This window comes from Lysobacter lycopersici (assembly GCF_007556775.1).
In the GTDB taxonomy this organism is placed as follows: Bacteria; Pseudomonadota; Gammaproteobacteria; order Xanthomonadales; family Xanthomonadaceae; genus Pseudoluteimonas; species Pseudoluteimonas lycopersici.
In genome coordinates this window covers 20454-35506 of record NZ_CP041742.1, presented here as the reverse complement: position 1 = coordinate 35506, position 15053 = coordinate 20454, and the positions used below count along the sequence as shown (strand labels likewise).

The following is a 15053-nucleotide window of genomic DNA, read 5'->3' as shown; positions in this document are numbered from 1 at the left end:
CCCGGCGCGTATAATTCGCGTTCCACCACGAAGGCAGCCGCCATGACGCAGATGATGAAAGCGCTGGTCAAGCGCGAAGCCGCCAAGGGCATCTGGATGGAACAGGTGCCGGTGCCGGTGCCGGGCCCGAACGAAGTCCTGATCAAGCTCGAGAAGACCGCGATCTGCGGCACCGACCTGCACATCTACCTGTGGGACGAGTGGAGCCAGCGCACGATCAAGCCCGGCCTGGTCATCGGCCACGAATTCGTCGGCCGCATCGTCGACCTCGGCCCGGGCGTGACCGGCTACAAGGTCGGGCAACGCGTGTCGGCGGAAGGCCACATCGTCTGCGGCCATTGCCGCAATTGCCGCGCCGGCCGCCAGCACCTGTGTCCGAACACCGTCGGCATCGGCGTGAACCGCGATGGCGCCTTCGCCGAATTCATCGTCATGCCGGCCTCGAACCTGTGGCCGATCCCCGACCAGATCCCCAGCGAGCTGGCCGCGTTCTTCGATCCCTACGGCAATGCCGCGCACTGCGCGCTGGAATTCGACGTGGTCGGCGAAGACGTGCTGATCACCGGCGCCGGCCCGATCGGGATCATTGCAGCCGGCATCTGCAAGTACATCGGCGCGCGCAACGTGGTCGTCACCGATGTCAACGACTATCGCCTCAAGCTCGCCGCGGACATGGGCGCGACGCGCGTGGTGAACGTGTCCAACACCTCGCTCAAGGACGTGATGGCCGACCTGCACATGGAAGGCTTCGACGTCGGCCTGGAAATGAGCGGCAACCCGCGCGCCTTCGCCGACATGCTCGACTGCATGTACAACGGCGGCAAGATCGCGATGCTCGGCATCATGCCCAAGGGCGCCGGCGTGGACTGGGACAAGATCATCTTCAAGGGCCTGACCCTGCATGGCATCTACGGCCGCAAGATGTACGAGACCTGGTACAAGATGACGCAGCTGGTGCTGAGCGGATTCCCGCTCGGCAAGGTGCTGACCCACCAGCTTCCCATCGACGATTTCCAGAAGGGCTTCGACCTGATGGAAGGCGGCAAGTCGGGCAAGGTGGTGTTGAGCTGGAACTGAGTCCGTGGGAGGGGCTTCAGCCCCGACCCCAAGTCTGATCGCGGCTGAAGCCGCTCCCACAAGAGCACTCACTCCATGTCCCTCACCGAACGCTACGCAAGCACCCTCGACGAAATCCGCGACGCCGGCCTGTTCAAGTCCGAGCGCATCATCACCAGTCCGCAATCGGCCGAGATCGAGCTCGCCGACGGCCGCAAGGTGCTGAACTTCTGCGCCAACAACTACCTCGGGCTCGCCGACCATCCGGACGTGATCGCGGCGGCGAAGGCGGCGCTGGATACCCACGGTTTCGGCATGGCCTCGGTACGCTTCATCTGCGGCACGCAGGACCTGCACAAGCAACTGGAAAAGACCATCGCCGATTTCTTCGGCACCGAGGACACGATCCTCTATGCCGCCTGCTTCGACGCCAATGGCGGCCTGTTCGAACCGCTGCTGGACGAGAACGACGCGATCATCTCCGACGTTCTCAACCATGCCTCGATCATCGACGGCGTGCGCCTGTGCAAGGCGAAGCGGTATCGGTACGCGAACTGCGACATGGCCGACCTGGAAACGCAGCTCAAACAGGCGAAAGCGGACGGCGCGCGCACGATCATGATCACCACCGACGGCGTGTTCTCGATGGACGGCTTCATCGCGCCGCTGGACGAGATCACCGTGCTGGCTAAGCAGTACGGCGCGCTGGTGCACATCGACGAGTGCCACGCCACCGGCTTCCTCGGCAAAACCGGCCGCGGCTCCGCCGAAGTGAAGGGCGTGCTGGACAGGATCGACATCTTCACCGGCACGCTCGGCAAGGCGATGGGCGGCGCACTCGGCGGCTTCACCACCGCCAGGCGCGAAGTGATCGAACTGCTGCGCCAGCGTTCGCGCCCGTATCTCTTTTCCAACTCGCTGCCCCCGCACGTGGTCGCCGCCGGGATCAAGGCATTCGAGATGCTGTCGTCCGCCGGTGAGTTGCGCGAACGCCTCGCCGACAACACGAAATACTTCCGCGAACGCATGACCTCCGCCGGCTTCGACATCAAACCGGGCGTGCACCCGATCAGCCCGGTGATGCTGTACGACGCGCCGCTGGCGCAGCGCTTCGCCGAGCGGCTGCTGGAAGAAGGCATCTACGCCATCGGCTTCTTCTTCCCGGTGGTGGCGAAGGGCCAGGCCCGCATCCGCACGCAGATGAGCGCGGCGCATACGCGCGAGCACCTCGATCGCTGCATCGATGCGTTCACCCGCATCGGCAAGGAACTTGGCGTCGTGTAAGACGCGCTTGTAGGGCACGGCATGCCGTGCCCCTATGACAGGACTTCGATTTCCTCGGCGGTCAATTCACGCCACTGTCCCTTCGGCAGTTCACCGAGCCGCAGGCCGCCGATCGCGACGCGCACCAGCCGCAGCACGCGGATGTCGAGTGCTTCCAGCAGGCGCCGGATCTGCCGGTTGCGGCCTTCGTCCAGCACGATTTCCAGCCAGGCGTTCCTGTCGCCGGTGCGCAGCAACGAAGCGGATTCAGCGCGCAGCCCTTCGCCTTCGCATTCCACGCCATCGCGCATGGACTGCAATTCGGCTTCGACGGGAATGCGGTCGACCTGCACGTGGTAGGTCTTGTCCGGCCCGGTGCCTGGATCGGTGATGCGCGCGGCCCAGGCGGGATCGTTCGAGAACAACAGCAGGCCTTCGCTGGCCTTGTCGAGGCGTCCAACCGGCGCGATCCAGCCGAAGTCCGTTTCATCGAAACAGCGATAGACCGTGTCGCGCCCCTGCTCGTCACGCGCGGTCGTCACCAGACCACGCGGCTTGTTGAGCATCAGGTAACGGCGCGTCGCCGCGGACGAATCGAGATTCGTCCCATCGACTACGATGCGGGAGACGCCTTGGATGGTGGGGAATTCCGGATCGCGGACGATGCGGCCATCGACTCGCACGCGCCCTGCACGAACCCATTCGGCCGCCTGCGTGCGCGAACAGAGCCCGCGTTTGGACAGCGCGCGGGCGAGTCCGTGGCGCGTGGCCACGATCCGGTTCAGTTGCCCTTCGGCGCCTCGGCCGGCGGGGATTCTGGAATCGCGGCCGGTGCTGGGTCGGGCTTGCGACCCACGACGCGCACGCCGCGCGCCTTCATCCAGGCATCGAACTCGTCCGCGGTCATGTGCTTGCCGTTCTGGGTCATGTTGAACCGCCACGGCGTGTTATCCCACTGCGTCTGTGGCTTGTACGCCGCCGGATCGTTGGGATCCACGCTACCCGACGCGCCCGGCCGCATCGCGTTGGCGATGTTGCCGCAGCTGGCCAAGCGCAAGCGCAGAAGCACCTGGTCGACCGACTGGCTGGCGTCATAGGCCTGCGACAGCACCGCGCCGGTCGCGCCGAGATCGGTGTAGGCCGGCACGAGTTCGCTCGCCACGGGCGCCAGCGAAATCGTGTTGGCTTGCGACACCGGTGCGGCGGCGGTGCAACCACCGGAAATCACCTCCGCGTGCGCGAAGCCTGGAAGCAGCAGCAGTGCGGCGAATGGCGCGAGGCGCATGTCCGTCATCCGTGATGAAAACCCGGCCCGAGTGTAGGCGTGCGTGCGCAGGCGGACAAGCGAAGCTCCGGTTTCGATTGCTCCGGAAACACGAAGCCCGGCACTTGGCCGGGCTTCGCTTGTTGCTGGAACTGGCGTCCGATCAGTTCTGGACGTTCAGCTCGGTGCGACGGTTGGTCTCGTTCTTGCAGTCCGGCAAGGTCTGCGGGGTCTGCACGAGCGGGCGGCTCTCGCCGTAACCGTTCGGGCCCACCAGGCGACCGGCATCGACGCCATTGCTGGTCATGTAGTCGTACACGGCGCGGGCGCGACGCTCGGACAGGCTCTGGTTGTAGGTGTCGGTACCGCAGAGGTCGGTGTGGCCGGCCACTTCGACGCGCAGGTCGGGGTAGCGCTTCAGGATGTCCACGGCCTCGTTCAGGATCGCGATCGCGTCCGGACGCAGCGTCGACTTGTCGAAGTCGAAGTTCACGCCCTTCAGGTCGATCGACACCTGCACCGGGCAGCCGTCCGGACCGATGGTCTGGCCAGCCTGCGAACCGGGGCACTTGTCGTCGCAATCGTTCACGCCGTCGCCGTCGCTGTCCATGTCGGAGCAGCTCGGGGCGGCCGGGGTCGGGGCAACCGGCTCCGGACCCAGCGGGATCACGACGCCGACCGAGGCCAGCACGTCGCTGAAGTTGTCCGAGCCCAGATCGCCGCCTGCCGCATTGACGGCATCGCCGTCCATGTCGAAGCGCACGGCAAGTTCGGTACGCAGACCGACGCGACCGAGGTCGCCCTGCAGACCAAGGCCGAACTTGCCGGCCAGATTGCCGCCCTCGCGCTGCCCAGGCGAATTCAGCGGGTCAGCAAAATTCTGGTATTCCTCTTCATGGCGCTGGTAGCCCAGCCCCATCAAGATGTAGGGATTCCAGGTACGGCCTTCGGCGATGAAGTGGCGGCGAAGATCAAGGGAGACGCCGTACTGGCTCCACCACAGATCCTCATCCTGATTCTGCTTCGGGTTCTGCCAATTCAGCTGTCCATCCAGCGACCAGTTCTGGTTGATGAACTTGCCGACGCCGATTGCCGCAAACATCGCGTTTTCGGTGTCACGGCTATTGTCCTGGTAGTTGTAGCCAACGTCGCCGGTGAGGTACCAACGGTCGTCGAAGGTCTGCGCAGAAGCAGCCTGAGCCACGCCCAGTCCGCCCAGCAGCGCAGCGCAGAGCAGTTTCTTGTTCATCTTCAGCTCCTTGATCAAGTAGGTAACGCATTACAGCGTGGACACGAATTCAGACGGCCCGACGCGCGCCATCCCATCCAGAGTATGGCCGGCCCCGTGAAAGCCGTGTTAACGCTACCATAACAGTTAAACGGTTGCCAAGCCATGCAAGGACCGCGAAGGGAACAATGCGTTCAGGTCCCGGCGCTTGGCAAGCCTCGATCCAGGATCCAAGGTGGCGGAATGGAATCCGATTCGCTGCCCGCGCTTTTCCTTTCCCACGGCTCGCCGATGCTGGCAATCGAGGCCTCGCCCGCGGGCCGGTTCCTCGACGCCCTCGGCGGCACGACCCCCCTGCCGCGTGCCATCGTCGTGGCTTCGGCCCACTTCATGACCGACCGGCCGATGCTGGGTGGCCATCCGCATCCGCATACCGTGCACGACTTCGGCGGCTTTCCGGAGCCGCTATATGCCATTCGCTACCCGGCACCGGGCGACCCGGGTCTGGCCGAGGACATCGCAGGGCGAATCGCTGTCGCGGGCCTGCCGGTCAAGGTTCGCGAGGGCCATGGGCTCGACCACGGAGTCTGGGTTCCGCTGCGCCGGATGTACCCGCAGGCCGACATCCCCGTGGTGCCGTTGTCGGTCCAGCCCCAGGCGGATGCCGCCGTGCATTACCGGCTGGGACAGGCCTTGGCGGGGTTGGGCGACGAGGGCGTGCTGGTCATCGGCTCCGGCGGGTTCGTCCACAACCTCGGCGAACTCACCTGGGGCCAGCCGGATGCGCCCATGCCCGACTGGGCCCGCGACTTCCGCGACTGGATGCGCGACCGGGTGCTCGCAAGGGACGTCGACGCATTGCTCGACTGGGAACGGCAGGCACCGCAGGCACGCCATGCACACCCGACCACCGAACACCTGCTGCCGCTGTTCGTGGCCATGGGTGCGGCCGGCGAACGCGCCGGCGTCCGCCATCTCCACGATTCGCACGAATACGGTTCGCTCGCATTGGACGCCTTCGCCTTCGGCTGACGCAGCCGCCATACGCGTCGGTATGCTTGCGCGATGAACGACACGCCGACCACTTCGCCCTATCCGCACCTGCTCGCGCCGCTGGACCTCGGTTTCACCACCCTGCGCAACCGGGTGCTGATGGGTTCGATGCATACCGGGCTGGAGGACCATCGTCGCGATTTCCCCAAGCTCGCTGCGTATTTCGCCGAGCGCGCCGCGGGCGGCGTCGGAATGATGGTCACCGGCGGCTTCGCACCGAACGTCGTCGGCTGGCTCAAGCCCTTCGCCGGCAAACTGAGCTGGCCGTGGGAAGCGCGCAAGCACCGGCAAGTCACGTCCGCGGTACACGCACACGACGCGAAGATCTGCCTGCAATTGCTGCACGCCGGGCGCTACGCCTACCACCCTTTGTCCGTCGCGCCATCGAGGCTGAAGGCGCCGATCAATCCGTTCACGCCACGCGCGCTGTCCACCGCTGGCGTCGAACGCCAAATCGCTGCGTTCGCCAATGCCGCGCGCCTCGCCCGCGACGGCGGCTACGACGGCGTCGAGATCATGGGTTCGGAAGGCTATTTGCTCAACGAATTCACCGCGCCGCGCACGAACAAGCGCAACGACGCCTGGGGTGGCAATGCCGAAAACCGCTTCCGCTTCGCGGTGGAAATCGTGCGCCGCGTGCGCGAGGCCTGCGGCCCGGATTTCATCCTCGTCTATCGCCTGTCGATGCTGGACCTGGTCGAAGGCGGCAACGACTGGAACGCGATCGTCGCGCAGGCCAGGGCGGTCGAAGCCGCCGGCGCCACGATCATCAACACCGGCATCGGTTGGCACGAAGCGCGCATCCCGACCATCGCGACCTCGGTGCCGCGCGCCGCGTTCGCCGGCGTGACCGCGAAATTGCGCCCGCACGTTTCGCTGCCGCTGGTCGCGACCAACCGCATCAACATGCCCGACGTGGCAGAAGCCGTGCTCGCGCGCGGCGATGCCGACATGGTGTCGATGGCACGTCCGCTGCTCGCCGATCCGCGATGGGTGGAGAAGGCGCGCAACAATCGCGCGCAGGCCATCAATACCTGCATCGCCTGCAACCAGGCCTGCCTCGACCATGTGTTCGCGAACAAGCGCGCGAGCTGCCTGGTCAACCCGCGCGCCTGCCGCGAAACCGAACTCGTCGTCGCGAAGACGCAAGCACCGAAGCGCATCGCCGTGGTCGGCGCCGGGCCCGCGGGCCTGGCCTGCGCGACCACAGCTGCGGAACGCGGGCACCGCGTGACCCTGTTCGATGCCGCCGGCGAAATCGGCGGTCAGTTCAACCTCGCCAAGCGGATTCCCGGCAAGGAGGAATTCCACGAGTCGCTGCGCTACTTCCGCGAGCGCATCGGCGAAACCGGCATCGAATTGCGATTGGGAACGCGTGTCGAAGCCGAACGTCTGCGCGACTTCAACGCGGTCGTGGTCGCTACCGGCGTCGTTCCGCGACGGGTGGATTTCCCCGGCGCGGATCATCCAAAAGTGGTCGACTACCTCGACGTGCTCGAAGGCCGCGTCGTACCCGGCGCGAAGGTCGCCATCATCGGTGCCGGTGGCATCGGCTTCGACGTCGCCGAATTCCTCGTGCAGGAAGGTGCATCGCCCAGCCTCGACCCGGCGCGCTGGATGGTCGAATGGGGCATCGACCCGGATTTCGAATCCGCCGGCGGCTTGGCGAAACCCCATCCGGAATCTCCGGCGCGGCAGGTCTGGCTGCTGCAACGCAGCCCCGGCAAGCCGGGTGCAAAACTGGCGAAGACCACCGGTTGGATCCATCGCGCGGCGCTGAAGGCGAAGGGCGTGAAAATGCTGGGTGGAGTCGAGTACCTCGGCGTCGGGGACGCCGGATTCCGCATCCGGGTCGACGGCAGCGAGCAGCTCCTGCCGGTCGACCACGTCGTGGTCTGCGCCGGGCAGGAACCGCGGCGGGACCTGTTCGACCAATTGCGGGAAACCGCAGCGGGCTTGGAACTGCACCTGATCGGCGGCGCCGACGTGGCCGCCGAGCTCGATGCCAAGCGCGCCATCGACCAGGGCACCCGCCTTGCGGCCCGTCTGTAAGCTATTGTTGCATCGCAATAAAATCCAGATTCCGAAGTAAAAACTCCAAAAGAATCAGGCATTTCCGAGCACGCATTCAGCTTCCGTTCGGTTTTTCGACGCTACCTTGCGCGCACTTTCCAGCGGCCCGCGGCCGCGCACGAGCGATCCGGACATCCCTTGAGCGGGTCGCGCCGGGCAAAGGCGCCATAGAGACGCCGCCCTCCCCAGTACGCCATGACGCAGAGCAATGCCCGCCCCGCGCGGACGTCGCGCTGTGCCGCAACGGAGCAAGGAGCACGACGATGAAACTGGCCTGGATCCTGTGGTTGGCCTCCATCCTCCCGCCGCAGGCGGCGGACTCGCTGTGCCTCAGCACCACCCTCTACCTCGAGGCCCGCGACCAGCCGGTCCGCGGCCAGCAGGCCGTCGCCGAGGTCGCCCTGCGCCGCCAGGACAGCGGGCGCTGGGGCGATTCCATGTGCGACGTGGTCACCGCGCGCAAGCAGTTCGCCCCCACCCTCGTCCCGCCGGGCACGCGCCTGAGCAACAACGAGGCGTGGTCGCAGGCGGTGACCATTGCGCTCGAAGCCGAGCGCAACTGGGAACTGCCCAAGGGCGAGCGCAAGGAAATCGTGCCGGGCGCCAGCCATTTCGCCGCGCTGGGCATCGCCAACCCGAGCTGGCGCAACGCGTACCAGGTGGCGACCATCGGTGGGCACACCTTCTTCAAGGTCGATCGCCTCTGACTGCTCCGCGGGAACGGATCGTTCCACCGCGATGCGCCCCGCTTCACCGCGGGGCTGCCATGCTGTCTGCCCTTTCCATCGAGGCCCACGCATGAAGCTCTATACCTCCCCCGGCGCCTGCTCGCTCGCGGACCACATCGCGCTGCAGTGGACCGGCGCACCGTACGAAGCGCAGATCGTTTCGCGCGACGATCGCAAGCAACCATGGTTCCACGCGCTCAATCCCGCCGGCGCGGTGCCGGTGCTGACCGAAGGCGACTGGGTGCTCACCCAGAATTCGGCGATCCTCAACTTCATCGCCGACAAGTTCCCGGCGGCCAAGCTCGGCGGCGACGGTACGCCCGAGGGCCGCGCCGACGTGAACCGCTGGCTCGGCTTCCTCAACGCCGACGTGCACCCGGCGTTCCATCCTCTGTTCGGCAGCGCGGGGTCGCTCGGTGCCGAGGCCGAAGCGAAGGCGAAGGAACAGGCGATGGCGAAACTGCGTGGCTACTTCCAGCGCGCGGATGCCCAGCTCGTCGGCAAGGATTGGCTCACCGGCAGTCGTTCGATCGCCGATCCCTACCTGTTCGTCGTCACCCAGTGGGCGAAGAAGCTGGGCGTCGATCTCTCCGGCCTCGACAACCTCGCCGCCTTCGACAAGCGCATGGCCGCCGATCCCGGCGTGCAGGCCGCGATGAAGGACGAAGGGCTGATCTGAGCAATCGCGCATTCAACAACGAAAAAGCCGCGCATCGCGCGGCTTTTTTCGTCGGGACAACCAGCAGTCAGTCCTGCTTCCAGTGCCGCTGCATCTGCAGGAACGCGAAGGACGCCGACCACGCCACCAGCACCAGGCCGGTGAGCGCCTCGACGCCGGCGAGGATGCGGATCGCGCCCACCGGCACCCATGCATCGAAGCCCAGCGAGGTGAACGCGAGCGCCGACAGGAACAACGCACCATGCCACTGCACGTGCGCCGTGCCGGCGATCGAGCCGGCGTCGGGGAAGTGCAGCAAGGTCCACCACGCCACGCCGAAGATCCAGATCTGCGCCATGTGCAACGCCAGCACGCCGAGGATGGCCAGCAGCATCTGCCTGCGCCCGGCGCTGGTGGCGCCGGCGCGGAACCGACGCTCCATGCGATACAGGCCTTCGTAGTGCAGCAGCACGCACAGCATCGCGGCGGTCAGCGTGCCGAGGATCGCCACGACGTAGCCCGGCAGGTTGCCCATCGCGTCAGCGCTTGTCGATCGGCACGTACGCGCGGTCTTCGGGGCCGGTGTAGTTGGCGCTCGGGCGAATGATCTTGCCGTCCTCGCGCTGCTCGATCACGTGCGCGCTCCAGCCGGTGGTGCGCGCGATCACGAACAGCGGGGTGAACATCGGCGTCGGGATCCCCAGCATGTGGTAGGCGGACGCCGAGTACCAATCGAGGTTCGGGAACATCTTCTTGGTATCCATCATCAGGTTCTCGATGCGTTCGGACACGTCGAACAGCACCTGGTTGCCACCGTCCATGCACAGCTTGCGCGAGATTTCCTTGATGATCGGGTTGCGCGGGTCGCCGATGGTGTACACCGGGTGGCCGAAGCCGATGATGATTTCCTTCTTCTCCATGCGCGCGCGGATGTCGGCTTCCGCCTCGTCGGCGCTGTCGTAGCGACTGATGATGTCCATCGCCACTTCGTTGGCACCGCCATGCTTGGGGCCGCGCAACGCACCGATCGCGCCGGTGATGCAGGAATGCATGTCCGAACCGGTGCCCGCGATCACGCGCGCGGTGAAGGTCGAGGCGTTGAATTCGTGCTCGGCGTACAGGATCAGCGACTTGTCGAGCGCATCGGCGTGCAGCTTCGACGGCGGTTCGCCGTGCAGCAGGTGCAGGAAGTGCGCGGCGACCGAATCGTCGTCGGTCTCGACGTCGATGCGCCGGCCACTGCGGGTGAAGTGCCACCAGTACAGCAGCATCGAACCGAAGCTGGCGACCAGGCGGTCGGCGATGTCGCGCGCCTCGCTCTCCGGATGGGTGTCGCGTTCGGGCAGCACCGTGCCCAGCACCGAGCAACCGGTACGCATCACATCCATCGGGTGCGCGTTCGCCGGCACCAGTTCCAGCGCCTCGGACACGATCGCCGGCAGGCCGCGCAGGCGCTTGAGCTTGGTCTTGTAGGCCGCGAGCTGCGACGCGGTCGGCAGCGTGCCATGCACCAGCAGGTGCGCGACTTCCTCGAAGGTCGACTTCGTGGCGAGATCGTGGATGTCGTAGCCGCGGTAATGCAGGTCGTTGCCGCTCCGACCAACGGTGCACAACGCGGTGTTGCCGGCCGCGGTTCCGCTCAACGCGACCGACTTCTTGGCCTTGGGAAGGACTTGTTCGCTCATTCTTCTTGCCTCACTTCTTCGCAAAGAGTTCGTCGAGCTTGTCCTCGTAGGCGTGGTAGCCCAGGAAGTCGTACAGCTCGTCGCGGGTCTGCAGGGTGCCGATGATGTTCTTCTGCGTGCCATCGCGGCGCACGGCCTCGTAGAAACCGAGTGCCGCCTTGTTCATCGCACGGTAGGCGCCGCAGCAGTACAGGGCGATGTCGACGCCGGCGTCGCGCAATTCGTCGGTGGTGAAGAACGGGGTCGAACCGAATTCGGTCAGGTTGGCGAGGATCGGAACCTGCACCGCGGCCTTGAATTTGCGGTAATCGTCCAGCGTCTTCATCGCCTCGGGGAAGATCATGTCGGCGCCGGCCTCGACGTAGGCCATCGCGCGTTCGATCGCGCTGTCGATGCCTTCCACCGCGGCAGCGTCGGTGCGCGCCATGACCACGAAATCGCGATCCGTGCGCGCATCGACCGCGGCCTTCACCCGATCGACCATCTCGTCCTTCGGCACCACTTCCTTGCCGGGACGATGGCCGCAGCGCTTCTGCCCGACCTGGTCCTCCATGTGCACCGCGGCGACGCCGATGCGTTCGAAATTGCGGATGGTGCGGCCGATGTTGAAGGCGCCGCCCCAGCCGGTGTCGATGTCGACCAGCAGCGGCATGCCCGTCGCGTCGACGATGCGGCGCGCGTCGGTCAGCACATCTTCCATCGTCGAGATGCCGAGGTCCGGCATGCCCAGCGAATTGGCGGCGACGCCACCACCGGACAGGTACAGCGCCTTGTAGCCGGTGCGCTTCGCCATCAAGCCGGCGTAGGCCGTGATCGCGCCCATCACCTGCAACGGCGATTCTTCCTTCAATGCGGCACGGAAGCGTGCGCCTGCGGATTTCGATTCGGACATGCTCGCTCCTGCAGTAAACCGTCTGACGTTCCGGGCGATGCGCTGGCTAGGCGCGGCCCCGTGAGCAAAGCGGAGTTGACTCAGGTGTCAATGAGCATTTGCGAACGGGGTTGCAACAACGCCAGCGCGAGCTCCGGGACGTCAGAGCAGGTGCGCCACACCGGCGCGCTCCTCTTCCAGCTCGGCAAGGGTCTTGTCCATCGCCGCGCGGCTGAAATCGTCGATCGGCAGGCCCTCGACGCGGGTGTATTCGCCGTTCGCACAGGTCACCGGCACGCCATACATCACCGTTTCCGGGATGCCATAGCTGCCGTCCGAAGGCACGCCCATCGTCACCCATTTGCCATTGGTGCCCAGCGCCCAGTCGTGCATGTGGTCGATCGCCGCGTTGGCGGCCGATGCCGCGGACGACAGGCCGCGCGCCTCGATGATCGCGGCACCGCGCTTGCCTACGGTCGGGATGAACACGTTCGCGTTCCAGTCGGCGTCGTTGATCTTGTCCTTCAGCGACTGGCCATCGACGGTGGCGAAACGGTAATCGGGATACATCGTCGGCGAATGGTTGCCCCACACGACCAGCTTCTCGATGTCGGCGACGGCCACGCCGGCCTTGTTCGCGAGCTGCGACAGCGCGCGGTTGTGGTCCAGGCGCAGCATCGCGGTGAAATTCTTCGCCGGCAGCGACGGCGCCGACTTCATCGCGATGTAGGCATTGGTATTGGCCGGATTGCCGACCACCAGCACCTTGACGTTGCGCGAAGCGACTTCATTGAGCGCCTTGCCCTGCTCGGTGAAGATCTTGGCGTTCTCCAGCAGCAGGTCCTTGCGTTCCATGCCCGGGCCGCGCGGGCGGGCGCCGACCAGCAGCGCGTAATCGGCGTCCTTGAACGCGACCTTGGGATCGTCGGTACCGACCATGCCGGCGAGCAGCGGGAACGCGCAGTCCTCGAGTTCCATCATCACGCCCTTGAGCGCGGCCTGCGCCTTCTCCAGCGGCAGTTCCAGCATCTGCAGGATCACCGGCTGGTCCTTGCCCAGCATTTCGCCGGAGGCGATGCGGAACAGCAGCGCGTAACCGATCTGGCCGGCGGCACCGGTGACTGCGACACGGACGGGGGCTTTCATTTCGACGACTCCTGGGGTCTTTGTAGGGTGGGTTAGACGCGCAGCGTCGTAACCCACCGTGTTTGCGATGGTGGGTTACGCGGCGTTGCCGCTAACCCACCCTACGAATCGTTCAATTCAACTCGGCGAAGAATTCGCGGAAACGCTCGAGACCCGGCGCGAGTTGCGGCGTCGGGCAGGTGTAGCTGATGCGTAGCGCGCGCGGCTCGCCGAACGCGGAACCCGGCACGCAGGCCACGCCCTTGCTTTCGAGCAACGCGTTGCACAGGTCGATGTCGTTGGCGATCTTCTTGCCGTCGTGCGATTTGCCGAAGTACGCGCTGACGTCCGGGAACACGTAGAACGCGCCCTGCGGCTTCGGGCAGACGATGCCGGGAATGGAATCCATCACCGCCATCACCTGGTCGCGCTTGGCCTGGAATTCCGCGCATTTCGCCGCAGGGATGGCTTGCGGGCCGTCGAGCGCGGCGATCGCCGCGGCGACGACCATTTCCGGCAGGTTGGTGATGTGGTTGGAATTCATCGTGGTGACCGCGGCCGCCACCGATTCCGGCCCGGCCATGAAGCCCACGCGCCAACCCGGCATGCCGTAGGTCTTGCTGAGCGAATCGATGAAGATCACGCGGTCGCGCAGTTCCGGCCGGCTGTGCACGAAGTTGTGGTAGCCGATGCCGTCGAACACCATTCGGTTGTAGATGTCGTCGGTGATCACCCAGGTATCCGGATACTTCGCGATGACATCCGCCAGCGCGTCGATCTCGGCCCTGGTGTAGACCATGCCGGTCGGGTTGTTCGGGTTGTTGAACAGGAACACCTTCGGCTTCTTCGCCAGCGCCGCGTCGAGCTGCGCCGGGGTGAGCTTGTAGTGCTGTTCCGGCGGGCACGGCAGCAGGTCGATCCGCGCGCCGACGATGTCGGCGATGTCGAGGTAGCTGGTCCAGTACGGCACCGCGAAGGCGATGGTGTCGCCTTCGTCGAGCAATGCCTCGGCGAGGTTGTAGATCACGTGCTTGGCACCGATGCCGGTCGCGCAATTCACCCGGCCGTAGCCGGTCAGGCCGACCTGCGCCATGTGCTCGATGAACGCATCCAGCAGCGCGTCGCTGCCGCGGTTGCTGCCGTACTGGCCGCTGTCCTTCGTGAGCGCTTCGCGCACCGCGGCGTAGACGTGCTCGCCGGGCAGGAAATTCGGAACGCCGATGGAGAAGCTGATGATGTCGTGGCCTTCGGCCTTGAGGCGCTTGGCCTTTTCGGCGACCGCCATGATGGCGCTGGGCTTGGCGCGACCGATTCGCGCAGCGAACTGAGGCATCGCAGGACCTCGTACGTGGCCGCATGGCGCGGCAGGCAGTGGGGAAAGCCCCGTAATTTTAGCACCCGGCGCATCGCCGCCGCCGGGTGCCATATGGAGCAAAAACTCAGGCCGCGAGGATCATGCCGACAAGAGCCGGTTCCACTCCGAGACGCGATCGGCCCTGGCCGCCAGCGCGGCGTCGGCGTCGCCCTCGATCCTGACCGACTTGATCGCATCGCCCTGGCGGATCGCATCGACCACGTCCAGGCCTTCGACCACCTTGCCGAACACGGTGTGCTTGCCGTCCAGCCACGGCGTGGCGACGTGGGTGATGAAGAATTGGCTGCCGTTGGTGTTCGGGCCGGCATTCGCCATCGACAGCACGCCGCGCTCGTGGCGCACGCCGTTGTTGGTCTCGTCCTCGAAGCGATAGCCCGGACCGCCGCGGCCGCTGCCTTCCGGGCAACCGCCCTGGACCATGAAATCGGCGATGACGCGGTGGAAGTTCAGGCCGTCGTAGAAGCCGCGCCTGGCAAGGTTCACGAAGTTGGCGACCGTCAGCGGCGCCTTGTCGGGGTACAGCTCGAGCTTGATCGGGCCGCGGTCGGTGTCGAAAGTGGCGAACAGGGACATGGGGTTTCCTGCGGGATGCGAACGGGCGGCGAACGCCGGGGCCGGCTATAATAGCCCGCTTCCTTTCCCCTTCCCTCGTGCCCTGCCGCCTCGTAGGCGGT

The 15053-nt window shown here is 65.8% G+C and carries 15 protein-coding genes; 6 read left to right on the top strand and 9 right to left on the bottom strand.

Annotation, left to right across the window (positions count from 1 at the left end):
* Positions 1-42 precede the first annotated feature (42 nt).
* Both tdh and kbl read left to right on the top strand, forming a co-directional pair.
* The gene (tdh, locus tag FNZ56_RS00240; RefSeq protein ID WP_185970753.1) at positions 43-1077 is read left to right on the top strand and encodes an L-threonine 3-dehydrogenase; all 1035 of its coding nucleotides are present in this window, start codon (positions 43-45) and stop codon (positions 1075-1077) included.
* A gap of 75 nt (positions 1078-1152) precedes the next feature.
* Entirely contained in the window at positions 1153-2340 is a 1188-nt protein-coding gene (gene kbl, locus FNZ56_RS00235; protein ID WP_143877939.1) for a glycine C-acetyltransferase, read from the top strand.
* Positions 2341-2372: 32 nt separating this feature from the next.
* On the opposite strand, the gene FNZ56_RS00230 is transcribed toward kbl, so the two are convergent.
* The 3 genes from FNZ56_RS00230 to FNZ56_RS00220 all read right to left on the bottom strand — a co-directional run bounded on the left by FNZ56_RS00230 (position 2373) and on the right by FNZ56_RS00220 (position 4832).
* Positions 2373-3134: a pseudouridine synthase gene (locus FNZ56_RS00230; protein WP_143880205.1), complete on the bottom strand. Its 762-nt coding sequence runs from the start codon at positions 3132-3134 to the stop codon at positions 2373-2375.
* Positions 3101-3613, bottom strand: a complete 513-nt coding sequence (locus FNZ56_RS00225; protein ID WP_143877938.1) for a hypothetical protein — start codon at positions 3611-3613, stop codon at positions 3101-3103. The genes FNZ56_RS00230 and FNZ56_RS00225 overlap by 34 nt, the downstream gene beginning before the upstream one ends.
* Positions 3614-3746: 133 nt before the next feature.
* Positions 3747-4832 carry an OmpA family protein gene (locus tag FNZ56_RS00220; protein WP_143877937.1) on the bottom strand — a complete coding sequence of 362 codons (1086 nt, stop codon included), beginning with the start codon at positions 4830-4832 and terminating at the stop codon, positions 3747-3749.
* Positions 4833-5054: 222 nt separating this feature from the next.
* On the opposite strand from FNZ56_RS00220, the gene FNZ56_RS00215 reads away from it, so the two are divergent.
* The 4 genes from FNZ56_RS00215 (at position 5055) to FNZ56_RS00200 (ending at position 9344) form a co-directional block, all read left to right on the top strand.
* On the top strand, positions 5055-5843 hold the full coding sequence (locus FNZ56_RS00215) for a DODA-type extradiol aromatic ring-opening family dioxygenase (RefSeq protein WP_143877936.1): 789 nt from the start codon (positions 5055-5057) through the stop codon (positions 5841-5843).
* Between the two features lie 33 nt (positions 5844-5876).
* Entirely contained in the window at positions 5877-7916 is a 2040-nt protein-coding gene (locus tag FNZ56_RS00210; RefSeq protein ID WP_143877935.1) for an NADPH-dependent 2,4-dienoyl-CoA reductase, read from the top strand.
* A 284-nt stretch (positions 7917-8200) separates the two neighbouring features.
* Positions 8201-8644: a cell wall hydrolase gene (locus FNZ56_RS00205; RefSeq protein ID WP_143877934.1), complete on the top strand. Its 444-nt coding sequence runs from the start codon at positions 8201-8203 to the stop codon at positions 8642-8644.
* Positions 8645-8735: 91 nt separating this feature from the next.
* Positions 8736-9344 (top strand): glutathione S-transferase family protein, encoded by a 609-nt coding sequence (locus FNZ56_RS00200; protein ID WP_143877933.1) that lies wholly within the window; start codon positions 8736-8738, stop codon positions 9342-9344.
* 67 nt (positions 9345-9411) lie between these two features.
* On the opposite strand, the gene FNZ56_RS00195 is transcribed toward FNZ56_RS00200, so the two are convergent.
* The 6 genes from FNZ56_RS00195 to FNZ56_RS00170 all read right to left on the bottom strand — a co-directional run bounded on the left by FNZ56_RS00195 (position 9412) and on the right by FNZ56_RS00170 (position 14952).
* Positions 9412-9858: a two pore domain potassium channel family protein gene (locus tag FNZ56_RS00195; protein WP_143877932.1), complete on the bottom strand. Its 447-nt coding sequence runs from the start codon at positions 9856-9858 to the stop codon at positions 9412-9414.
* A 4-nt stretch (positions 9859-9862) separates the two neighbouring features.
* Positions 9863-11008, bottom strand: a complete 1146-nt coding sequence (gene prpC, locus FNZ56_RS00190; RefSeq protein ID WP_143877931.1) for a bifunctional 2-methylcitrate synthase/citrate synthase — start codon at positions 11006-11008, stop codon at positions 9863-9865.
* Positions 11009-11018: 10 nt separating this feature from the next.
* Positions 11019-11900 (bottom strand): methylisocitrate lyase, encoded by an 882-nt coding sequence (gene prpB / locus FNZ56_RS00185; protein ID WP_143877930.1) that lies wholly within the window; start codon positions 11898-11900, stop codon positions 11019-11021.
* A 141-nt stretch (positions 11901-12041) separates the two neighbouring features.
* Positions 12042-13025, bottom strand: a complete 984-nt coding sequence (locus FNZ56_RS00180; protein ID WP_143877929.1) for a malate dehydrogenase — start codon at positions 13023-13025, stop codon at positions 12042-12044.
* A gap of 112 nt (positions 13026-13137) precedes the next feature.
* Positions 13138-14337, bottom strand: coding sequence for an aminotransferase class I/II-fold pyridoxal phosphate-dependent enzyme (locus FNZ56_RS00175; protein WP_143877928.1), 1200 nt, complete (start codon positions 14335-14337; stop codon positions 13138-13140).
* Between the two features lie 120 nt (positions 14338-14457).
* Positions 14458-14952, bottom strand: a complete 495-nt coding sequence (locus tag FNZ56_RS00170; RefSeq protein WP_143877927.1) for a peptidylprolyl isomerase — start codon at positions 14950-14952, stop codon at positions 14458-14460.
* Positions 14953-15053: the final 101 nt, after the last annotated feature.